Annotated in this window: 14 protein-coding genes and 1 pseudogene; 11 read left to right on the forward strand and 4 right to left on the reverse strand. The window is 61.6% G+C overall.

Features of this window, described 5'->3' with window-relative positions; all coding sequences use genetic code 11:
• Positions 1 to 115 precede the first annotated feature (115 nt).
• The 4 genes and pseudogenes from FHT70_RS24690 (at position 116) to FHT70_RS24705 (ending at position 3083) form a co-directional block, all read left to right on the forward strand.
• Positions 116 to 811, forward strand: coding sequence for a DUF1045 domain-containing protein (locus tag FHT70_RS24690; RefSeq protein ID WP_183705458.1), 696 nt, complete (start codon positions 116 to 118; stop codon positions 809 to 811).
• A 13-nt stretch (positions 812 to 824) separates the two neighbouring features.
• Positions 825 to 1964, forward strand: a complete 1140-nt coding sequence (locus FHT70_RS24695) for an alpha-D-ribose 1-methylphosphonate 5-triphosphate diphosphatase (protein WP_183705460.1) — start codon at positions 825 to 827, stop codon at positions 1962 to 1964.
• Positions 1961 to 2566, forward strand: coding sequence for a phosphonate metabolism protein/1,5-bisphosphokinase (PRPP-forming) PhnN (phnN, locus tag FHT70_RS24700; protein ID WP_097600430.1), 606 nt, complete (start codon positions 1961 to 1963; stop codon positions 2564 to 2566). The genes FHT70_RS24695 and phnN overlap by 4 nt, the downstream gene beginning before the upstream one ends.
• A gap of 9 nt (positions 2567 to 2575) precedes the next feature.
• Positions 2576 to 3083, forward strand: a pseudogene (locus FHT70_RS24705) (GrpB family protein).
• Positions 3084 to 3118: 35 nt separating this feature from the next.
• On the opposite strand, the gene FHT70_RS24710 reads toward FHT70_RS24705, so the two are convergent.
• Both FHT70_RS24710 and polA read right to left on the reverse strand, forming a co-directional pair.
• Positions 3119 to 5485, reverse strand: a complete 2367-nt coding sequence (locus tag FHT70_RS24710; RefSeq protein WP_183705462.1) for a DNA translocase FtsK — start codon at positions 5483 to 5485, stop codon at positions 3119 to 3121.
• Positions 5486 to 5654: 169 nt separating this feature from the next.
• Entirely contained in the window at positions 5655 to 8654 is a 3000-nt protein-coding gene (gene polA / locus FHT70_RS24715) for a DNA polymerase I (protein WP_183705464.1), read from the reverse strand.
• Positions 8655 to 9065: 411 nt separating this feature from the next.
• Here polA and FHT70_RS24720 point away from each other — a divergent pair, with 411 nt between their 5' ends.
• Positions 9066 to 9482 (forward strand): MarR family transcriptional regulator, encoded by a 417-nt coding sequence (locus FHT70_RS24720; protein ID WP_097600434.1) that lies wholly within the window; start codon positions 9066 to 9068, stop codon positions 9480 to 9482.
• Between the two features lie 6 nt (positions 9483 to 9488).
• Here FHT70_RS24720 and FHT70_RS24725 read toward each other — a convergent pair whose 3' ends face one another.
• Positions 9489 to 11873, reverse strand: coding sequence for an EAL domain-containing protein (locus tag FHT70_RS24725; protein ID WP_183705466.1), 2385 nt, complete (start codon positions 11871 to 11873; stop codon positions 9489 to 9491).
• Between the two features lie 210 nt (positions 11874 to 12083).
• Between FHT70_RS24725 and FHT70_RS24730 the strand changes: the two genes are divergently transcribed.
• The 6 genes from FHT70_RS24730 to FHT70_RS24755 all read left to right on the forward strand — a co-directional run bounded on the left by FHT70_RS24730 (position 12084) and on the right by FHT70_RS24755 (position 21441).
• Complete coding sequence (locus tag FHT70_RS24730) at positions 12084 to 13472, forward strand: dipeptidase (RefSeq protein ID WP_183705467.1); 1389 nt, start codon at positions 12084 to 12086, stop codon at positions 13470 to 13472.
• Positions 13473 to 13915: 443 nt separating this feature from the next.
• Complete coding sequence (locus FHT70_RS24735; protein WP_085776538.1) at positions 13916 to 14608, forward strand: SH3 domain-containing protein; 693 nt, start codon at positions 13916 to 13918, stop codon at positions 14606 to 14608.
• Positions 14609 to 15138: 530 nt separating this feature from the next.
• Complete coding sequence (locus tag FHT70_RS24740; protein ID WP_183705468.1) at positions 15139 to 17466, forward strand: transglycosylase domain-containing protein; 2328 nt, start codon at positions 15139 to 15141, stop codon at positions 17464 to 17466.
• A gap of 282 nt (positions 17467 to 17748) precedes the next feature.
• Complete coding sequence (gene dnaK, locus FHT70_RS24745) at positions 17749 to 19665, forward strand: molecular chaperone DnaK (protein WP_183705469.1); 1917 nt, start codon at positions 17749 to 17751, stop codon at positions 19663 to 19665.
• A gap of 85 nt (positions 19666 to 19750) precedes the next feature.
• The gene (dnaJ, locus tag FHT70_RS24750) at positions 19751 to 20878 is read left to right on the forward strand and encodes a molecular chaperone DnaJ (RefSeq protein ID WP_085776535.1); all 1128 of its coding nucleotides are present in this window, start codon (positions 19751 to 19753) and stop codon (positions 20876 to 20878) included.
• 362 nt (positions 20879 to 21240) lie between these two features.
• Positions 21241 to 21441, forward strand: coding sequence for a hypothetical protein (locus FHT70_RS24755; RefSeq protein ID WP_085776534.1), 201 nt, complete (start codon positions 21241 to 21243; stop codon positions 21439 to 21441).
• A gap of 117 nt (positions 21442 to 21558) precedes the next feature.
• On the opposite strand, the gene FHT70_RS24760 is transcribed toward FHT70_RS24755, so the two are convergent.
• Complete coding sequence (locus FHT70_RS24760) at positions 21559 to 21924, reverse strand: helix-turn-helix transcriptional regulator (protein WP_085776533.1); 366 nt, start codon at positions 21922 to 21924, stop codon at positions 21559 to 21561.
• Positions 21925 to 21960 lie beyond the last annotated feature (36 nt).

The raw sequence follows: 21960 nt of genomic DNA on the forward strand, positions 1-21960 counted from the left end.
GCGGCCGTCATCATCATTCTGTCACGGAAATCTTTTAGCCGGGAGCCTGCTTGCGGTTCGCCGCCAAATCACTGCACATTGCGCTCCCGTTTCGACGATCCCCAGGACAAAAGCCTTGCGCTACGCTCTCTATTTTTCGCCGCCGAAGGATGATCCCCTGACCGGCGCGGCTTCGCTCTGGCTCGGCCGCGATGCGTTCACCGGCGAAACCTATCCTGCACCCGAACATCAGAGGCTGAGTGCGGCAGAGCAGTTCGAGCTGACCGCCGACCCGCGACGCTACGGCTTTCACGCGACGATCAAGGCGCCGTTTTCGCTTGCCGGTTCAGTCACCGAAAGGGATCTCATGGCCTTTGCCGAGGAGTTTACCGCCCGGACCCCGGCCTTCGAAATACCCCAGCTCGTCCTCGGTCAGCTCGGTCGATTTTTTGCCCTTGTTCCGGCTTCTCTTCATCAGCCTCTTCAGGATTTCGCAGCGAAGGTGGTAAAGTCCTTCGAGCCGTTCCGCGCAACGCTGTCCGAGGCCGATATCGCGCGCCGCAATCCGGAAAGGCTCAGCGACAGCCAGCGCGCCAATCTGCAGCGCTGGGGGTATCCTTACGTCATGGAGGATTTCGGTTTCCACATGACACTGAGCGGGCAGGTGCCTGCAGAGCGCGCCGAGGTCATGAGAGCAATCCTGGTGGAACGTTTTGCCGGTTTCACCGGCCGGCCGCTTTCGATCTCCGGTCTCGCCGTCTTCATCGAGGAGACGCGCGGCGCCCCGTTCAAAGTTCGTTCCTGGCTGCCCCTTGCCGGCGCCAAAAACTGAAAGACCTGACAATATGAGCAAAGAAACCGTCTTTTCCAACGCCCGCATCGTTCTCGAGGACGACATCCTTTCAGGATCGATCCTCATCCGCGACGGCAAGATCGCCGATATCTCTGAAGGCAATTCGGTAACCGGCGAAGATTTCGAGGGGGATTACGTCATTCCCGGCCTTGTCGAACTGCATACCGACCACCTCGAAGGCCATTATCAGCCGCGTCCGGGCATTCGCTGGCACAAGACGGCTGCCGTCCAGGCGCATGACGCCCAGATCGTCACATCGGGCATCACGACGGTCTTCGACTGCCTGCGCATGGGCGCGGACGAGGACGGCGGGTTCGAGCATGGCGAGATGCGCGAGATGGCCGACGCCATCCAATCGGCGGAGAAGGAAGGCAGGCTGCGCGCCGAACACCTCATCCACCTGCGCTGCGAGGTATCGGCCGACAATGTGCTTGAACATTTCGCCGATTTCGAAAATGATCCGCATGTGCGGCTCGTCTCGCTGATGGATCACGCGCCCGGCCAGCGGCAGTTCCAGACGATGGATCAATATATCTTCTACTACCAAAAGAAGCGTGGTCTGAGCGATGAGGCCTTTGCCCGTTTCGTCGCCAAGCGCCAGGCGGAATCGGCGCGCAATTCGACGCCACATCGAAACGCCATCGCCAAGGTCTGCGCCGAGCGCGGCATCACGGTCGCAAGCCATGACGACGCCACACTCTCCCATGTCGACGAGGCGATCGACAATGGCGTCCGCCTTGCCGAGTTTCCGACCAGCTTCGATGCCGCCCGGGCATCGCACGAGCATGGCATGAGCGTGCTGATGGGCGCGCCGAACATCGTGCGCGGCAAATCCCATTCCGGCAACATCGCCGCCCGCGATCTCGCCGAAATGGGCGTGCTCGACGTTCTGTCCTCCGACTACGTGCCGCTCAGCCTGCTGCACGCACCCTTCATCCTTGCCGACGAGGTGGAAAGCATCACCCTTCCGAAAGCGATCGCGATGGTGACGTCGACGCCTGCCCGCACTGTCAGCCTCAATGATCGAGGCCGGATCGCGCCCGGGCTGCGCGCCGATCTCGTCCGTGTCCACCGCTCGCACGGCGTGCCGGTAACACGCTCCGTCTGGCGCCAGGGACGCCGTGTCGCATGACGCCACACGAACCCCATGCGGCTGCTGGAGCCGAACGCGGCATCATGGTCGTCGTTGTCGGGCCGAGCGGCGCCGGCAAGGACACGCTGATGAACCTCGCTGCGCGGCGTTTTTCCGGCCGCGACAATGTGCATTTCGCCCGCCGCGTCATCACCCGCCACCGCGATGCCGGCGGCGAGGATCATCTTTCCGTCTCCCTTCAAGGCTTTGCCGCCATGGAGCAGTCAGGCTCCTTCGCCGTGTGGTGGGAGGCGCATGGCCTGAAATACGGCATTCCGGCCGAAGTCTCGGTGGCGCTGTCGAGAGGCCATATCGTCGTGGCCAACGGCTCGCGCTCGGCGCTTCACCGCTTCCAGGCCGCTTTCCCGCGGCTGAAGGTCATCAATGTCACGGCCCGTCCCGAAGTGCTCGCCAGCCGGCTGGAAGCGCGCGGCCGCGAGACACACGAGGACATCATGGCCAGGCTTGCCCGCGGCCCGCTGACCGTGCGCGGCGACTATGACGTGACGGAACTCGACAATAGCGGTTCGCTGGAAGAGGCCGAACAGAAGATGATCGCGATTCTGGACGAATTGCTGGCCGAAGTGCAGCGACCACAGTAGGGAGGCAGGATGCGCGCCATCAAAGTCGTCGATTACGACACTTCCTGGCCACTGCTCTTTGCCGCAATCAGCGCCGAGGTCTCCGTCCTGCTCGGTGATCTCGTGCAGTCCATCGACCACATCGGCAGCACATCTGTGCCTGGACTTGCAGCCAAGCCGAAAATCGACCTCGATGTCGTCGTGGTATCTGACGACGCCTTACCGGCAGCGATAGAATTGGTACGCGCTGCCGACTTCACCTTTCACGGTGACCCTCACGGAGACGGCCGCTGGGTCTTTACCCGTAACCGCGAGGCTTGCGGGTACAGGCTCTATGTTTGCCCGCCCGATAATCCCGTGCATCGGCAGCGCATCCTGTTTCGCAACTATCCTCCGAGACCATCCCGCAAAGGCCAAGGCCTATGCCGACCTCAAACGCCGCCTGGCCGCGGAGGCGGACGGCGATTGGGATTTCTATACCGGCGGCAAGACCGAGTTCGTCGAGGAAACGATAAGATTGGCTACGTTGAAAACATGAAACCGGAATGCGCCGCGCACTCCGGCCATCGTCGATCAATCGCCCTCGCCGCGTCCGGATACGATCTCGCGTTTGCCGACGTGGTTTGCCGGGCCGACGAGACCTTCCTTTTCCATCCGCTCCACCAGGGAGGCGGCTCTGTTGTAGCCGATGCCGAGGCGGCGCTGGATGTAGGAGGTTGAGCACTTCTTGTCCCGCATGACGACCTTGACGGCCTGCTGGTAGAGCTCGTCACCGTCCTCAGCGCCCATAGCACTCTTGTCGAAGACGGCGCCGTCTTCTTCATTCTCGACGTCTTCCTCCTCGTCGGCCGTGACCGTATCCAGATATTCAGGACGGCCCTGCGTCTTCAGATGCGCGACGACCTTTTCGACCTCGGCATCGGAGACGAAGGGGCCATGGACACGGGCGATGCGGCCCCCACCCTGCATATGCAGCATGTCACCCTGTCCGAGCAGTTGCTCTGCGCCCTGCTCGCCGAGGATGGTGCGGCTGTCGATCTTCGAGGTGACCTGGAAGGAAATGCGGGTCGGGAAATTCGCCTTGATCGTGCCGGTGATGACATCGACCGACGGACGCTGGGTCGCCATGATCAGGTGAATACCGGCGGCACGCGCCATCTGCGCCAGACGCTGGATCGCACCTTCAATCTCTTTGCCGGCGACCATCATCAGATCGGCCATCTCGTCGACGATGACGACGATGTAAGGCATCGGCGCAAGATCCAGCTCTTGGCTTTCTTCGATCGGCGCACCGGTTCCCCTGTCGAAGCCGGTCTGAACCATGATGTGGATGGTCTCACCCTTTTCGCGCGCCTGGGAGACGCGGCCGTTATAGCCGTCGATGTTGCGCACGCCGAGGCGCGACATCTTGCGATAACGCTCCTCCATCTCGCGCACCGCCCATTTCAGCGCCATGACAGCCTTTTTCGGATCGGTGACGACGGGCGTCAGCAGATGCGGAATACCGTCATAGACGGAGAGTTCGAGCATCTTCGGGTCGACCATGATCAGCCGGCATTGCTCCGGCGTCATGCGGTAGAGCAGCGACAGGATCATCGTATTGATGGCGACCGATTTGCCCGAACCGGTGGTGCCGGCGACGAGCAGATGCGGCATCTTTGCGAGCTCGGCGATCACAGGCTCACCGCCGATGGTCTTGCCGAGGCCGAGCGCCAGCTTATAGCCGCTCTTGTCGAAATCCTGGCTCTCGATCATCTCCCGGAAATAGACGGTTTCACGGGTGACATTCGGCAGCTCGATGCCGATGACGTTGCGGCCCGGGACCACGGCGACGCGGGCCGAAAGCGCCGACATCGAGCGGGCGATATCATCGGCCAGGCCGATGACGCGCGACGACTTCACGCCGGGCGCCGGCTCGAATTCATAAAGGGTGACGACGGGGCCGGGGCGGACATGAATGATCTCGCCCTTGATGCCGAAATCCTCAAGCACGCTTTCCAGAAGACCGGCATTCTGCTCCAGCGTCTCCTGCGACATGATCTCGCCGAGACGTTCGGGCGGCTCCTGCAAAAGAGCGCGCGGCGGGAATTCATAACCTGATGCATCGATCTTTTCAGGCCTTGCCGCAAGGCGCGGAGACGGCAGGACTGCGGCGACCGGGGGCGTAAGCCGAGGCACAGAGGCGGCCTGAGGCGCTGGGGCTGCCTGAGGCATTGGGGCGGCCTGAGGCACCGCCGTGACCTGAGGCATCGGCGCAGTCTGGGGCGCGACCTGAGGCGCAGGTGCAATCGCCGCCTCGCGGGTCCGCACGGGCCTTTCCAGGGAAATCGCCGCCGGCGGGCGCAGAGCCGCCGGCGCGGGCGCTGCAGCCTGCGGCTGGACCGGTCGGGATGCCGCCTGAGCGGGCTTCAGCGCGCCCGGACGCCATTCCATGACGCGAAACAGAGAGGTGATCGATTCGGGCGCGGTCTCGATCTTCGGAAGAATGATCGAGGGCGCGCGCACCGGTTCGCCCTCCTCGAACGCCATGACTTCCCAGAAGGCAAAATCGGAAATCGAAGACAGTTCGGAAGCAACGCGCAGGGTAGGAGCCTCCACCGCGGCGGCCGGCGGCTGCAGCGTCTCGATCTCAGCCTGCGCTACGGCAGGTTCAGCGGGCTCCGGCAGGTAGATATCGAAGGGCACGTCGACCGCGACCGGTTCTATCCGTATCGCCTGCTGTTCCGCTTCCGGTTCACTGCGAACGGGCTCGTTCGACGGGCGGCGGCGGCTGATCAGCGTTTCGGGCGTGCGGGTGAAGCGAACATTCGGCGCGAGCGAGAAGTTGCTCTGCCAGATCGGTGCCGGCGGCCTCTCGCCTGGATTTTCCTCCGGAAGCTCCGTTTCAATGCCGCTGGAAAAATCTGCGGCATCCGTCAAATTGGTTCTGGGAAAACGCATGCGTCCGCTACTCACTCATGCCTAACAAATTACGACCCTACCGGGATAGAAAAGGAAGGTTAATAAGTTCCTTCCAGCCGTATCGTTCCGATACGGCCCAGGGAGGTACATGGTCGTGATTTCAATAAGTTAGGAGAAGCGGAAAAATCTTTTTCGTTGGGGGAGGCGGTTAATGCGCCTCGTCCCAATTGGTGGCGGCGCGGGCATCGACCTTGAGCGGCACGCGCATTTCGAGCGCTGGCATCGTGGCGTTTTCCATGACCGAGACAACGACCGGCATCGCCTTTTCGACATCCTCGTCCTCGACCTCGAAAATCAACTCGTCATGCACCTGCAGCAACATGCGCACACGCTCGGCAAGACCGGCTTCGGCGAGCGCCGGCTCCATCTTGATCATCGCCCGGCGAATGACGTCGGCCGCAGAGCCCTGGATCGGCGCGTTGATTGCCGCCCGTTCGTTGAAGGCGCGCACCGAAGGGTTGGAAGAGCGGATTTCGGGATAGTTGATGCGGCGGCCGAAGATCGTTTCGACATAACCCTTGTCGCGGGCCATTGCCTTGCGGCTTTCCATATAGTCGCGGATGCCGGGGAAGCGCTCGAAATATTTTTTGATGTAGTCGCCGGCTTCCGAGCGTTCGATCGAAAGCTGGTTGGCGAGGCCGAAGGCGGAGATGCCGTAGATGATGCCGAAATTGATCGCCTTGGCACGGCGGCGCACTTCACCCGGCATGCCTTCGACCGGCACGCCGAACATTTCCGAAGCGGTCATGGCGTGAATGTCGACGCCGTCCTCGAAGGCCTTGGTCAGCTGCGGGATCTCGGCCACGTGGGCAAGCACGCGCAGTTCGATCTGGCTGTAATCGGCGGAAATCAGCTTGTGGCCCGGCGTCGAGATGAAGGCGGTGCGGATCTTGCGGCCTTCTGCCGTGCGCACCGGTATGTTCTGCAGGTTCGGTTCGGAGGAGGACAGGCGCCCCGTGGTCGTCGATGCCAGCGAATAGGAGGTATGAACCCGCTTCGTCTCCGGGTGGACATAGCCCGGCAGCGCGTCGGTATAGGTGGATTTGAGCTTGGTGAGCTGGCGCCAGTCGACGATCTTGCGCGGCAGCTCGATGCCGGCAGCGGCCAGATCCTCGAGCACCGAAGCGGAGGTGGACCATTGCCCGGTTTTCGTCTTGCTGCCGCCGGGAAGCCCCATCTTTCCGAATAGAATATCGCCGAGCTGCTTGGGCGAACCGATATTAAAACGCTCGCCGGCCAGTGTGTAGATCTCGTCTTCCAGGCGTGCGGCACCCTGAGCCAGTTCGCCGGAGAGACGCGACAGGATCTGCCGGTCGACGGTGACGCCGCGCGCTTCCATGCGCGCCAGCACCGGCAGCAGCGGCCGCTCCAACCGCTCATAGACGCTGGTCAGCCCTGCCGCCGCCAGCCGCGGCTTCAGCACCAGCCAGAGGCGCAGCGTCACGTCGGCGTCCTCGGCGGCGTAATGGGTGGCGCGGTCGATATCGACCAGATCGAAAGTGACATTCGCCTTGCCGCTGCCGGCCACGTCCTTGTAGGGGATCGGCGTATGGCCGAGGAATTTTTCCGAGAGCGGGTCCATGCCGTGAGCGCCGGTGCCGGCGTCAAGCACATAAGAGATCAGCATCGTGTCATCGAAACTTCTGGTCTCGATGCCGAAGCGCTTCATCAGGAGGTAGTCGTATTTCAGGTTCTGGGCGACCTTGAGCACCGATTCGTCTTCCAGCAAGGCCTTCAGCCGGGGCAGCGCATCGCGCATCGGGATCTGGTTTTCGACAAGACCGCCGCCGAGCAGATCGCCGACGCCGCTCTTGTGGGCAAGCGGCACGTAGGCGGCGCGGATCTTCGTGCCGGTGGGGTCGGCCGTATTATCGGCAATCGCCAGCGCAAAGCCGACAAGCTCGGCCTGCATCGCATCCAGCGACGTGGTCTCGGTATCGAAAGCGATGAGGCCGGTGTCGCGCGCATCGGCGATCCAGCGGTCGAGCGTGGCCAGATCGCGGATCGTTACATAGGCCGAATGATCGAAGGGCAGCGCCGCAAAGGCCTCGGCCCGCGACTTGGCAAGATCGCCGGGCGAAAAGGCGCCTTCGACGCCGGCCTTCGCCTTTCCCCGCGGCGGCACGGGCACCGATTCGCCCGAAACGTCGGGGATGGCGCCGGCAACAGGTTCCGGCTCGGCCGCATCGAGGTCGGGACCATGGGCTTTATCACCCCATTCGATGCGGACGACCGCCGGTTCGATGGCGCTCGCATCACAATCGCAGACTTCGGCGACGCGTCGGGTCAGCGTCGTGAATTCCATCGTCTTCAGAAAGCCGATCAGCTTCGGGCCGTTCTGCGGCTCCAGCAACAGCGCATCGAGATCGAGATCGAGCGGCACGTCGGTGCGCAGCCGCACGAGTTCGCGCGAAAGCCGCGCCATGTCGATATTGGCAAGAATCGTCTCGCGGCGCTTGACCTGCTTGATCTCGGTGGCGCGGTCGAGCAGCGTGTCGAGATCGCCATATTCCTCAAGCAGCTGGGCAGCCGTTTTCGGGCCGATGCCGGGAATGCCGGGAACATTGTCGACGGAGTCACCGGTCATCGCCTGCAGGTCGATCATCTTTTCCGGCGGCACGCCCCACTTCTCGACCACGTCGGGAATGCCGATCTGCTTGTCCTTCATGCTGTCATACATGTGCACGTTTGGTGTAACGAGCTGCATCAGATCCTTGTCGGAAGAAACGATCGTGACGTCGGCGCCTGTTGCCTCGGCCTGGCGGGCATAAGTGGCGATGATGTCGTCGGCCTCAAAGCCTTCGGTCTCGATGCAGGGCAGGTTGAAGGCGCGGGTCGCCTCTCTTATCAGGCCGAATTGCGGGATGAGCTCTTCCGGCGGGGCTGAGCGGTTCGCCTTGTAGGCGTCATAGAGATCCTTGCGAAAGGTCTTGGCGGAATAATCGAAGATAACGGCAAGATGGGTCGGGGTGACGCCGACATCGGTATTGCGCGCATCCCTCAAGAGTTTCCACAGCATGTTGCAGAAACCGGAGACGGCCCCGACCGGCAGGCCGTCGGACTTGCGCGTCAGCGGCGGCAATGCGTGAAACGCCCGAAAGATGAATCCGGAACCATCGACTAGGAAGAGGTGATCGCCTTTTTTCATGCGTGCATGGATAGCGCGGGCACGGAACGAGGTCCATATAAAGTTCGGTGCGCCAAGTGCGGAAAGAATTTCCGCTCACCAAACTGTTACCGATTTGTAACGTACCGTTACCCTTGAAAAACCACATTCGTAGCCACAAATGCATGTCACCGGCGCTTGATCGCGTCGCGGGTCTGATTACCGGCTTGTCCCCCGCCGCATCAGGCTTGGACAAAGGCCTTATCCCCCTCTCCGGGCCTTTGTCCCCATTTTAAAGTCGCCATGGCCAACCTCCAGGTCATGGCGACTTTTGTTTTTCAGGTTCGCGCAGTTCTGATCGCAGCTTGCATTTTTTTGCAGCATCCTCTGCGATTTGCTGCATTGTCTCCGGCACGGTTTTGAGCCTAACTTGCGATCATGGGATTTAACCGCATGGATTCGGGAGCTTACCTTGCCAGCCAGCTGGCGAAGGGTTTTGCCCGCTCGCTGCACCAGCGCGCGATAGGGCTTGGCTTCTCTCCCGGCCAGTTTCCCATCCTGCTGGAACTCTGGGCCGAGGACGGGTTGACCCAGAAACAGCTTCTCGACCGAGTCGCTATCGAGCAGGCGACCATGGCCAATACGCTTTCGCGCATGGTCCGCGACGGGCTGATCGAGCGCCGGCCGCATCCCTCCGACAAGCGGGCGCAGCTGATTTTCCTGACGCCGAAGGCGCGTGCAATGGAAGCTGAGGCGATCGAGACCGCGCGTGAGGCGGACCTCGCGCTGTTCAAAGGCTTTCGCGGATTCGAACGCGAGCTGACGCTCGAATATATCCGCCGGCTGCTGGAAAACGCCAAGACGCTCTGATCGAGATTATTCACCGGCAAGTCGCGTAGATCGCCGCCACGGAGGCGGCGACGCGTCAGCGTCGGCCGTCGAGGACAGAAGGCTTTTGGCGGCGAGCTTGATGCTCGGCTCGATATCCGGCTTGCCGAGCAAAAAGCCCTGCACCTGTGCGCAGCCTTCTTCGAGGACGATCTGGCGCTGCGTCTCGGTTTCGACGCCCTCCGTCACGACAGGCATGCCGAGGCTGTGGCCGAGACCGATGATGGCGCGCACGATCGAACGTGACGCCGCGTCATGTTCCAGCATGCCGGTGAAGCTGCGGTCGACCTTGATCTTGTCGAACGGGAAGGTTCGCAGGTTGGAAAGCGAGGAAAAACCGGTGCCGAAGTCGTCCATGACGATGTGAACACCGAGACTGCGCAGGCGCAGCAGCGTGGCCATCACCCGATCGCGGTCACGGATGAGAGCGGCCTCGGTGATTTCGATTTCCAACCGGTCGGGCGCGAGCCCCGTTTCCTCGAGGATTGCCTCGATCCGCTCGCAAAGGTTCGGCAGCATGAACTGCACCGGCGAGACATTGACGGCGATCGTCAGCGGATGCGGCCAGCGCGCAGCTTCTGCGCAGGCCTCGCGCAGCACCCATTCGCCGAGCTGGACAATCGATCCGCTTTCCTCGGCGATCGGAATAAAGACATCCGGCTCGCTGATGCCGTGCCCCGGCCGGTTCCAGCGCATCAGGGCCTCATAACCGCTGACCTCGCCGCTCAGTGCGCCGTAAATCGGCTGATAGCAGACATGGATCTGATTGCGGGTGATGGCGTGGCGCAGTTCGCTTTCGATCTGGCGGCGGGCGCGCGTGGCTTCGTCCATTTCCGCGTCGAAGAAACAGGCCTTGCCGCGACCGCCGTGCTTGACCCGATAGAGTGCGATATCGGCATTGTTGCAGATCTCGTCCACATCACGTCCGTCGGCCGGGTAAAGGGCGATGCCGAGGCTGACGCCGACGGCTGTTGGGTCGCGTGCCGTATCCATCTCGGCCGCGAATTCGTCGAGGATCGCCGCTGCGAGCTTCTGCGCGGCCGCCGGTTGCTGTCCGGCGGGCTGGATGATGGCAAATTCATCGCCACCGAGACGGGCGATCGTATCGCTTTCATCGGCGACGCGCCGGAGGATCGAGGCAACCTTGCGGAGAATTCGGTCGCCCTCGGCATGGCCGAAAATATCATTGACGCTCTTGAACCGATCGAGATCGATATAGAAGAGGGCCACCTTGCTGCTCTTCCGTTCGGCCATCTGCAGCGCCTGACGGATGCGCGTATCGAACAACGACCGGTTCGGAAGATCGGTGAGAACATCGTGGTGGGCGAGATGTTCGATCATCTCCTCGGCCTGCCTGCGCTCCGTCAGATCGCGCACCGCCAGCACGTCACAATTGTGCCCGCGATAGACGATCCTGCTCGTATTGACTTCGACGGCGATCTCCTTGCCGCTGCTGGTGCTGAGCAAGGTCTCGCCGGGCCTGTTCTGCCCCTGTATGGCGGTCAAAGCAGCGGACGGCGCCTTGCCGACAAGATCGGCAAGCTTCCAGCCGGAAAGAGCCTGGAACCGTTCATTGGCATCGATGACCCTGCCTTCGCGCAGGATCAGCAGCCCTTCCTGCGAGGCATTTGCGAGCCCTCTCAGATCCGTCAGATGGCTGTCGATAAAGACCACCGCGATAGCGGTCAGAATGAGAGCCGTCGCCGCTACCACCACGATCGCTGCCAGCAGGCTGGTATCGAGCACCATCGCCGGGACCTCTTTGCCGGGATCCGGCACAAGCGTGATGCTTGCCATCGAAATGAAGTGGAGAGCGCAGATTGCAAGGACAAAGATGACGGACGAGGTGAGGAGCCGCCTCAGGCCGCTCCACTGAAAGAAGGCGTAGAAGGCAGCGCTCGACAGCAGCGCCCCCGCGAGAACCGCACTCAGCGTCATGTAGGGATCGTAGACGATCACCGCCTGTGTCTCGATCGCCTGCATACCGGTCAGGTGCATCGAGGCGATGCCGAGCGCCATCAGGACGCCGCCGCGGATGCGCGAAAACCTGCCGCGGCTCTCCGAAGCGACGACGATCGCCGCCCACGAACCGGCAACCGACAGGAGAAAGGAAAGTGCCGTCAGCCCCAGTTGGTAGCTGATCGGCATGCCGCCGTCATAGGCCAGCATCGCGATGAAGTGCGTTGCCCATACGCCGGTGCCGAAGGCGAAAGCCGAGGCGCCTATCCAGAGCTTGCGGCGCCCGGCATCGCATCCTTGAGCGCGTGAAAGCGGCAGCATCGCTGCCATCGCGCCGATCAGACAAACCGCCGCGGCCGCGAGCACCAGCCGCCAATCATGATCGTCGCGAATACATGTAATGACCGAAAACATCCGCTCCCCCGAACAGCTGAATACGGCCAAGTTATTTGGGTTCTACTAAATAACTGTAAATTGAATTAGAAGGTTCTTCTATATCGCCGCAGTAATCTTCTTGCACCCGATCCGGACGCGGCCGCTTTCGCGCCGCCCATTTGCTTTTCCGCCTCGCCTGCTTTCCTCGTTTGGTCTATCGTCCGGCCAAATTTCAAAAAGGAGTCGAAAATGACGGATCTACAACAGGTACTTGCGCGCGCTGATCAGAACCTTTCCTCAAGCCTCGAAAAGCTGTTCGAGCTTCTGCGCATCCAGTCGATTTCCACCGATCCCGTCTACAAGGCCGAATGCCGGAAGGCAGCCGAATGGCTGGTCGCCTATCTCGAAGGCCTCGGCTTTACCGCCTCGGTGCGTGACACACCCGGCCATCCGATGGTCGTCGCCCACCATGGCGGCGCTTCCGCCGACGCGCCGCATGTGCTTTTCTACGGCCATTACGACGTACAGCCGGTCGACCCGATCGAGCTCTGGGAAAACGATCCCTTCGAGCCATCGATCAAGGATGTCGGCGATGGCCGCAAGATCCTGACCGGGCGCGGCACCTCCGACGACAAGGGCCAGCTGATGACCTTCGTCGAAGCCTGCCGCGCCTATAAGGAGATCAACGGCGCACTTCCCTGCCGCATCACCATTCTGTTCGAGGGCGAGGAGGAATCGGGCTCACCGTCCCTGAAGCCTTTCCTCGAAGCCAACGCCGCCGAACTCAAGGCCGATTATGCGCTTGTCTGCGATACCGGCATGTGGGACCGCGATACGCCGGCAATCGCCGCGGCACTGCGCGGCCTCGTCGGCGAAGAAGTGGTCGTGACGGCCGCCGACCGCGACCTGCATTCCGGCCTCTTCGGCGGCGCTGCGGCCAATCCGATCCATATTCTCGTCGAGGCGCTTGCCGGCCTGCATGACGAGACCGGCCGCATCGCGCTTGATGGCTTTTACGACGGCGTCGAGGAAACGCCCGACAACATCAAGGCGTCATGGGAGACGCTCGGCAAGACGGCCGAGAGCTTTCTCGGTGAAGTCGGCCTTTCCATTCCCTCCGGCGAAAAGGGCCGGTCGGTGCTGGAACTCACCTGGGCCCGGCCGACGGCCGAAATCAACGGCATCTGGGGCGGATATACCGGCGAAGGCTTCAAGACGGTCATCGCCGCCAAGGCCTCGGCCAAGGTTTCGTTTCGGCTCGTCGGCACGCAGGATCCGGCTGCAATCCGCGAGGCTTTCCGCAGCTACGTCAGGTCGAAAATTCCGGCCGACTGCTCGGTCGAATTCCATCCGCATGGCGGCTCGCCGGCGATTCATCTCTCCTATGATTCGCCTGTTCTGACCAAGGCGAAGACGGCGCTTTCCGACGAGTGGCCGAAACCTGCCATCGTCATCGGCATGGGCGGCTCGATCCCGATCGTCGGAGATTTCCAGAAGATGCTCGGCATGGAATCGCTGCTCGTCGGCTTCGGCCTCGCCGATGACCGTATCCATTCGCCGAACGAGAAATACGAGCTTGTCTCCTACCACAAGGGCATCCGCTCCTGGGTGCGGATCCTTCAGGCGCTCGCCGGCTGAAGGGCAATTGCGCGCAGTGTCGGCGCGCTAAAATCAAAAATACAAAAAGGCCGGTCGCCCGGCCTTTCGTCATCCGCTCGGCTCGGTGCCAGTTCATCCGTGGTCAAGGAGCAAGCGGGTATTGATGTCAGACTGCCGCCGAAAGGTTAACAAAAGGTTAACCTTTCGGTCGGGACCAGACCTCAATTGCCGAACAGCCTGACGTGCCGGAGACGCTCCGCGCTCCTGTCGGTTCATGTGCCCTGTAGCAGCGCATGAGAGCACAAATCTCCCCCCGTTCAAGCTACGTTCATCGCGCTCGGCCTATAAAGTATTGAAAGACAAAGCGACTGGTGACGCCATAACAAATGCCGGCGATCGCTCTATCTTTCGTTCCAAATGGCATATGCCAAGGAAAGGCAGTCGAGCGCTGCCAGAAAACACGCCAACGAGGAGTGAGAAGCGTGAAAAAACTCATCGTCAAAATAGCCGCGGCCACACTGCTTGTGCTGGCTCCGGCAATAGCGCAGGCCGCCGAGGGTTACTCGACGGCAAACGTCAACATGCGCGCAGGGCCAAGCACCCGGTATCCCGCAGTCGCCGTCATACCCGCCGGTTCGTCCGTCGAAATCCGTGGATGCCTTTCCAACGTCAACTGGTGTGACGTCGAATTCTACGGCGGCCGCGGCTGGGTTTCGGGCCAGTACGTGCAGGCAGTCTACGAGCAACGCCGCGTCTATGTTGGCCCGGAATATTACCGTCCGCTGGGCATTCCGCTGGTCACCTTCAGCGTCGGCAATTATTGGGACCGTTACTACCGCCATCGCGATTTTTATCGCGAGCGTGACCGCTGGAGCCGCGGCCCGGACTACTATTACCGCAACCGCGACTATCGCAATCGGGATTACCTGGATCGGGACTACCGGGTCCGCGAGTATCGTCGGGATCGCGACCGGGACCGGGACTGGCGCGACGAGGATCGACGGGACGACCGCAGAGATGAAGCTCGCAGGCGGGAGCGTCGGGACAGGGATACCAGGAGCTCGGATTTCCGTGACCTGCCGCAGTTCAGAGGCGGCAAAGCCGACACCTACAATCATCCGGACCCCAGGGCCTCGCCCTTCGTCTGCCGTCCGGGCGATCCCAAGTGCGACTGAAAGAGCAGGGCGGCAGCGATGCCGCCCTTTTCTCAACAGCACTCATCGTGAACGGAGCCGAGAAAAAGCCCGGCGCTCCTTGGGGGGATGCACCGGGCCTGATGTCGATCGGCGCGCGTTGAGGGGAGACGGCCGATCATTCGCGGGACGTGAGGGGCTGTCCCGCTTCTCCATAAACAGCCGTCGAGCCTATTGGTTCCAGTCGGTGCATAATTCTTAAATCAGCAATTCCATTTTATTGTTACACCGCCTCCCGGGTCTGTGGTCATGACCCGCGCGCCGCGACAGCGCGACCACTCGCTCGTTGTCCTTTAACACCCCGTTAAATCGCCGCAATTACAGTTCACTCGGATGATCGCGTCGCCCGCTGTATGGTTCCTTAAATCGAAATCAGTTTAAGGACAAAATTATGCAGCACTTCAAAGTGCTACAGCGTCCTTCTCGCGTCTAGAGAGACGCCCGGCGCTGTAACAGGGCGCCGTTTTGCGAAGTGGGCTTCGCGATCGAACAGGGGATGCGACCGGTCCGCGATGGCAGGCAGAGGCAAATCAGGCGACAGAATCGAACCGTCCTTCAGCGGCCGCCCGGCCCGCGAAGATGATGAATTTTCGCTCGACGCCGATGACCGCGTCATCGGAAGCAGATCCGCGCGTCGCGGCGGCTCCAAGCCCCTGCCGCAGCGTGCCGCCCGCCAGCGGCGGCGCGAGCCGCGGGAGCGTGAAGGCGGCGGCCTTTTCGGTTTCCTGCGCGGCGTGGTCTACTGGTGCGTCGTGCTTTTCATCTGGGCCGGCATCGGTGTTGCCGGGCTCGTTCTCTATTACGGCTCGCGCATGCCGAGCGCCAGCACATGGGCGATCCCCGAGCGTCCGCCGAACGTCAAGATCACCGCCGTCGACGGCAGCGTCATTGCCAATCGCGGCGCCACCGGCGGCGAGGCGCTGTCGCTCGAAAACATGTCGCCCTATATTCCCGAAGCCGTCATCGCCATCGAAGATCGGCGTTTTTATTCGCATTTCGGCGTCGATCCGCTCGGCCTTGGGCGGGCGATCGTCACCAATTTCACGGCCGGCCACATGGTGCAGGGCGGTTCGACCCTGACGCAACAGCTTGCCAAGAATCTCTTCCTCTCTCCCGAGAGAACGCTGGAACGCAAGGTGCAGGAGGTGCTGCTCGCGCTCTGGCTGGAGCAGAAATACACCAAGGACCAGATTCTTGCGATGTATCTCAACCGGGTGTTCTTCGGATCGAACGCCTATGGCGTCGAGGCGGCCTCTCGCCGCTACTTCAACAAATCGGCGCGGGATGTGAACCTCGGCGAGGCAGCGGTGCTGGCGGGCCTGCTCAAGGCGCCGTCGCGGCTTTCGCCGGCCCGCGACGCGGAAGCGGCGAATGCACGCGCCCAGCTCGTGCTGGCGGCGATGCGCGAGCAGGGGTTCATCACCGATTCCGAGGTCAAGACAGCGATGTCGCAGACCCCGGCTTCGGCCAAGAGCTACTGGTCGGGCGCCGGGCATTATGTCGCCGATATGGTCATGGACGAATTGCCGGGACTGATCGGCGACGTCAAGGAAGACATCATCGTCGATACGACGATCGACAAATCGCTGGAGAAGAAGGCTGAGCAGTCGCTGGTCGACGTGCTGGAGAAGGAGGGCGGCAAACTCGATGCCTCGCAGGCGGCCCTGGTCTCGATCGACGGCACCGGGGCGATCCGGGCGCTCGTCGGCGGCAGAGACTATGCGACGAGCCAGTTCAACCGCGCCGTCAAGGCCAAGCGCCAGCCGGGATCTTCGTTCAAGCCCTTCGTCTATACGGCAGCGCTGGAAAAAGGGCTGACGCCATTTTCGGTGTTTAACGACGCGCCGATTCGCATCGGCGACTGGACTCCGGAGAATTACGAGAAGAAATACAATGGCGAAGTGACGCTGGCGACCGCGCTCGCCAAGTCGCTGAACACGGTGGCCGCGCAGCTGGTCATGTATGACGGGCCGGATCAGGTGATCAAGCTCGCCCACCGGCTCGGGATCGAAAGCGAGTTGCAGCCGAACGCCTCGATTGCACTCGGGACGTCCGAAGTGTCGCTGATGGAACTGACCGCCTCCTATGCAGCCTTCATGAACGGCGGCTACAAGGCGACGCCGCACGTCATCCGCCGAGTGACGACCGCCGAGGGCAAGGTTCTCTACGAAAATACCTATGACAGTCCGCCGCGCGTGCTTTCCGAGCAGATCGCCGCGCAGATGGATGCGATGATGATGGGCGTCATCGAAAACGGCACCGGCAAGAGTGCCAAGATTCCCGGCTGGCAGGCGGCGGGCAAGACCGGCACGACGCAGAATTCGCGCGACGCGCTGTTCGTCGGCTTTACCAGCAACCTCACGACAGGCGTCTGGTTCGGCAATGACGACGGCAAGCCGATGAAGAAGGTGACCGGCGGCGGTCTTCCAGCCAAAGCCTGGAAGGAATTCATGGTCGCCGCCCACAAGGGTCTTTCGCCGGCGCCGCTCTTCGGCAACGGCCAGCTCATCGACGATCCGAACAGCGGCCAGCCGATGGCGCAGGCAGCGCCCGACGGCGGGCAGCCGGTCACGGCCGAAGTGCCGCCACAGACGACGATCGGCGGCATCATTTCCGGCGTCTTCGGCGGCGGCGAGAATGCAGAACGGTATCCACAGGCGCCTGTCCGGCAACAGCGGGCAAGCCCCGGCAACGGCCCTGTTCCTCCTGCAGACGTAGCCGACGGCGGCAGTTCAGGCTACGACGGCATCGTGCCGCCCGGCGATGTCGGTGGGTCGCAGACGACCTCTTCGGTGCAGCCTCGGCGCACGACCCTGCTCGACCTGATCATGGGTCAATGAGATTCCGTGCGGCATGCCCGGCGCAAGCCATCTATCCTAGAAATCGTACGCTTTCCGCGGATCGGGCGGCCTCTTTCCCGGCTGCTGCGAAAATTGAAGGCAACACATTCGTTTTGCCGGATTCGGGGCCATTTCCCGCCTTGCAGTCGAGAAAACCGCTCCTTATATACGCCGCATCACCGCAATCACGATTGCGTAATCGCAAGTAGACCCATCCCGTAAGGGGCTGTCAGGGAAATGCCTTCTGGGGGTTCCGACAGCTTGCTTCAAGGAGAGAATGACATGGCAAAAGTAATTGGTATCGACCTTGGAACGACGAATTCCTGCGTCGCAGTCATGGACGGCAAGGACGCAAAGGTCATCGAGAACGCGGAAGGTGCGCGCACGACCCCTTCCATGGTGGCCTTTTCCGATGATGGCGAGCGCCTCGTCGGCCAGCCGGCCAAGCGCCAGGCGGTCACCAACCCGACGAACACGCTTTTTGCGGTGAAGCGTCTGATCGGCCGCCGCTACGAAGACCCGACCGTCGAGAAGGACAAGCATCTCGTTCCCTTCAGCATCGTCAAGGGCGACAATGGCGACGCCTGGGTCGAAGCCAATGGCAAGGGCTACTCGCCCGCACAGATTTCCGCGATGATCCTTCAGAAGATGAAGGAAACCGCCGAATCCTATCTCGGCGAAAAGGTCGAGAAAGCCGTCATTACCGTTCCGGCGTACTTCAACGACGCGCAGCGCCAGGCAACCAAGGATGCCGGCAAGATCGCCGGTCTTGAAGTCCTGCGCATCATCAACGAGCCGACCGCTGCCGCTCTCGCCTACGGTCTCGACAAGAAGGACGGCAAGACGATCGCCGTCTACGACCTTGGCGGCGGCACCTTCGATATTTCGATCCTCGAGATCGGTGACGGCGTCTTCGAGGTGAAGTCCACCAACGGCGACACCTTCCTCGGCGGTGAAGACTTCGACATGCGCCTCGTCGAATATCTCGTTGCCGAATTCAAGAAGGACAACGGCATCGATCTGAAGAACGACAAGCTTGCCCTGCAGCGCCTCAAGGAAGCCGCGGAAAAGGCCAAGATCGAACTGTCGGCGTCGCAGCAGACCGAAATCAACCTGCCGTTCATCACGGCTGACGCCTCCGGCCCGAAGCACCTGACGCTGAAGCTGACCCGCGCCAAGCTCGAGAGCCTGGTCGACGATCTGGTCCAGCGTACGATCGCGCCCTGCAAGGCAGCCCTCAAGGACGCCGGTGTCACCGCTGCCGAAATCGACGAAGTGGTTCTCGTCGGCGGCATGAGCCGCATGCCGAAGGTGCAGGAAGTCGTCAAGCAGCTGTTCGGCAAGGAGCCGCACAAGGGCGTCAACCCGGATGAAGTGGTTGCGCTCGGCGCCGCCATCCAGGCCGGCGTTCTGCAGGGCGACGTCAAGGACGTTCTGCTGCTCGACGTCACCCCGTTGTCGCTCGGCATCGAAACGCTCGGCGGCGTCTTCACCCGTCTGATCGAACGCAACACGACGATCCCGACCAAGAAGAGCCAGACCTTCTCGACCGCCGAAGACAATCAGCAGGCCGTCACCATCCGCGTTTCGCAGGGCGAGCGCGAAATGGCTGCCGACAACAAGCTGCTCGGCCAGTTCGACCTCGTCGGCCTGCCGCCGTCGCCGCGCGGCGTGCCGCAGATCGAAGTCACCTTCGACATCGACGCCAACGGCATTGTGCAGGTTTCGGCCAAGGACAAGGGCACCGGCAAGGAACAGCAGATCCGCATCCAGGCTTCCGGCGGCCTCTCCGACGCCGACATCGAAAAGATGGTCAAGGACGCCGAGTCGCATGCTGCCGAAGATAAGAAGCGTCGCGAGACCGTCGAAGCCAAGAACCAGGCCGAAAGCCTGATCCACTCTACGGAAAAGTCGCTGAAGGATTACGGCGACAAGGTCTCCGAAGCCGACCGCACCGCGATCTCGGATGCGATCGCCGCGCTGAAGTCCTCGACCGAGGCGACCGAAGCCGACGCCGAAGACATCAAGGCCAAGACCCAGACGCTCATGGAAGTATCCATGAAGCTCGGCCAGGCGATCTATGAAGCACAGCAGGCCGAAGGCGGCGCTGCTGCCGATACCTCCGCGGAAGGCGGCGACAATGTCGTCGACGCCGACTATGAGGAAATCAAGGACGACGACCGCAAGAAGTCCGCGTAATCCGCGGCGGCGTGATAGTGCTTCAACACCTGATCCGGCTGCTCACCATGGCAGCCGGAAATCCATTTCCGGGGTTTAATCCTTAATGGCAAAAGCGGACTTTTACGAAACTCTGGGTGTAGCCAAATCGGCGGACGAGAAAGAGCTGAAGAGCGCCTTCCGAAAGCTGGCAATGAAATATCATCCGGACAAGAACCCGGATGACAAGGAAGCCGAACGGAAGTTCAAGGAAATCAACGAAGCCTACGAGATGCTCAAGGACCCGCAAAAGCGGGCAGCCTATGATCGTTATGGCCATGCGGCCTTCGAACATGGCGGCATGGGCGGCGGTGGCGGTGGCTTTGCCGGTGGCGGCTTCTCCGACATCTTCGAGGATATTTTCGGCGAGATGATGGGCGGCGGCCGGGCGCGTCAGCGCTCTGCCGGGGGCCGCGAGCGCGGCGCCGATCTTCGCTACAATATGGAAATAACGCTGGAAGAGGCTTTCTCGGGCAAGACCGCGCAGATCCGCGTTCCCACTTCCATCACCTGCGACGTCTGTTCGGGTTCGGGCGCCAAGCCAGGCACCCAGCCGAAGAACTGTGGCACCTGCCAGGGCTCGGGCCGCGTGCGCGCGGCCCAAGGCTTCTTCTCGATCGAGCGAACCTGCCCGACCTGCCACGGCCGCGGCCAGATCATTCCCGATCCGTGCCCGAAGTGCCACGGCCAGGGCCGGGTGACGGAAGAACGGTCGCTCTCGGTCAATATTCCCGCCGGCATCGAGGACGGCACGCGCATCCGCCTGCAGGGCGAGGGCGAAGCCGGGGCTCGCGGCGGACCGGCCGGGGATCTTTATATCTTCCTGTCGGTGAAGCCGCATGAATTCTACCAGCGCGACGGAGCGGACCTCTATTGCGCCGTGCCGATCTCGATGACGACGGCTGCTCTTGGCGGAACCTTCGACGTCGCGACGCTCGACGGCACCAAATCGCGGGTGAGCGTGCCTGAGGGCACGCAGGCCGGCAAACAGTTCCGTCTCAAGGGCAAGGGTATGCCGGTGCTGCGTTCGGCGCAGACAGGCGACCTTTATATCCAGATCCAGATCGAGACACCACAAAAGCTCACCAAGCGTCAGCGCGAACTGCTGCAGGAATTCGAGCAGATTTCCTCCAAGGAGAACAATCCCGAGTCGACCGGCTTCTTTGCTCGGATGAAGGAATTCTTCGAAGGCTGAGCGGTCGATCGATACGCAATCGCGAGAGCCGGGGATGGAAACGTCTCCGGCTTTTTTTGCTCGCGCAAATCCTGATTTGAGACATGGGAGTTCATGCCGGGCGATCTGTTCCAGATCTGCCGGGCGATCTGTTCCAGATCGACACGGCGCCGGATCGGAACAGGAACTTGCGTTAACGCAGCCAGATGATGCCGCTTGCAAGTTTTTAAAATGACTCCAATCTCTGCCGTCAGCGCATGACCCAGGATCTCGGCATCGATGTCAGGAGGGTGATGCGCAGTTTCAGAGCGACAGAGCGTTTCCGGCGCGTCCCATTTGGATGCAGACGCTCTAACGGGGACCACGAAGCAAGAGTATCCATCATGGCGCCAGCCTTTTCCTCTCAGTCCGAAGATGTCGACGTTCTCGCCGGCGCAATCTACACATGGTGTGCCGAGCGCAATATCAAGCTTCGCAGCCAGCAGGGCCTTTCCATCGCCAGTATCGCGATCGACCTCTACCACGCCGGCCACCAGACGCAGGACGACCTGCTGACGGCGTTGCATGGGTGCGAGATTCACTGATTCACCAGCGCGTCGCGAAATGCGTCTACTGCTACGGACAAGCCCGACCTAATTCGGTGATCGTCCCTGTCTGAAGAAGTGTTGCTTTTCCGAGATCAGCTGACCGCTTCGGCTGAGTCAGGCGGCGCTCTCGACCACGTCGCCGCTCATGAGTGTAAGGATGGTCTTGACCGCTTCCTTGCCCGCAGCCGAGTTCAGCTTGTCGTAGCTCAGCGCAAGGGCATAGGCATCAGGGCTGAGTTCGATACGGCCGCCGAATTCCGATATATCCGTCCCCTCGAAGAGGGCGGAGATCTCGACGCCGAGAAAAACCGCGATCTGATGCAGCTTGCTGGCTGAAACGCGGTTCGTCCCCTTTTCATATTTCTGGATCTGCTGAAAAGTCAGTCCGAGTGCTTCACCAAGCTCGAGCTGGGAAACACGACGAATGGCGCGAAGCTGTCTGATGTTGCGACCAACAATGATATCGACCGGATCTGGCACTTCACCACTCTCTTATACATGAACCTTTTGTTCACC

The sequence above is a fragment of the Rhizobium sp. BK049 genome (assembly GCF_014193135.1).
Lineage (GTDB): Bacteria > Pseudomonadota > Alphaproteobacteria > Rhizobiales > Rhizobiaceae > Rhizobium.

Coding starts and splice junctions, on each gene's coding strand:
- FHT70_RS24695 (WP_183705460.1), top strand. CDS start 825: ATGAGCAAAGAAACCGTCTTTTCCAACGCCCGCATCGTTCTCGAGGAC.
- phnN (WP_097600430.1), top strand. CDS start 1,961: ATGACGCCACACGAACCCCATGCGGCTGCTGGAGCCGAACGCGGCATC.
- FHT70_RS24710 (WP_183705462.1), bottom strand. CDS start 5,485: ATGCGTTTTCCCAGAACCAATTTGACGGATGCCGCAGATTTTTCCAGC.
- polA (WP_183705464.1), bottom strand. CDS start 8,654: ATGAAAAAAGGCGATCACCTCTTCCTAGTCGATGGTTCCGGATTCATC.
- FHT70_RS24720 (WP_097600434.1), top strand. CDS start 9,066: ATGGATTCGGGAGCTTACCTTGCCAGCCAGCTGGCGAAGGGTTTTGCC.
- FHT70_RS24725 (WP_183705466.1), bottom strand. CDS start 11,873: ATGTTTTCGGTCATTACATGTATTCGCGACGATCATGATTGGCGGCTG.
- FHT70_RS24730 (WP_183705467.1), top strand. CDS start 12,084: ATGACGGATCTACAACAGGTACTTGCGCGCGCTGATCAGAACCTTTCC.
- FHT70_RS24740 (WP_183705468.1), top strand. CDS start 15,139: ATGGCAGGCAGAGGCAAATCAGGCGACAGAATCGAACCGTCCTTCAGC.
- dnaK (WP_183705469.1), top strand. CDS start 17,749: ATGGCAAAAGTAATTGGTATCGACCTTGGAACGACGAATTCCTGCGTC.
- dnaJ (WP_085776535.1), top strand. CDS start 19,751: ATGGCAAAAGCGGACTTTTACGAAACTCTGGGTGTAGCCAAATCGGCG.
- FHT70_RS24755 (WP_085776534.1), top strand. CDS start 21,241: ATGGCGCCAGCCTTTTCCTCTCAGTCCGAAGATGTCGACGTTCTCGCC.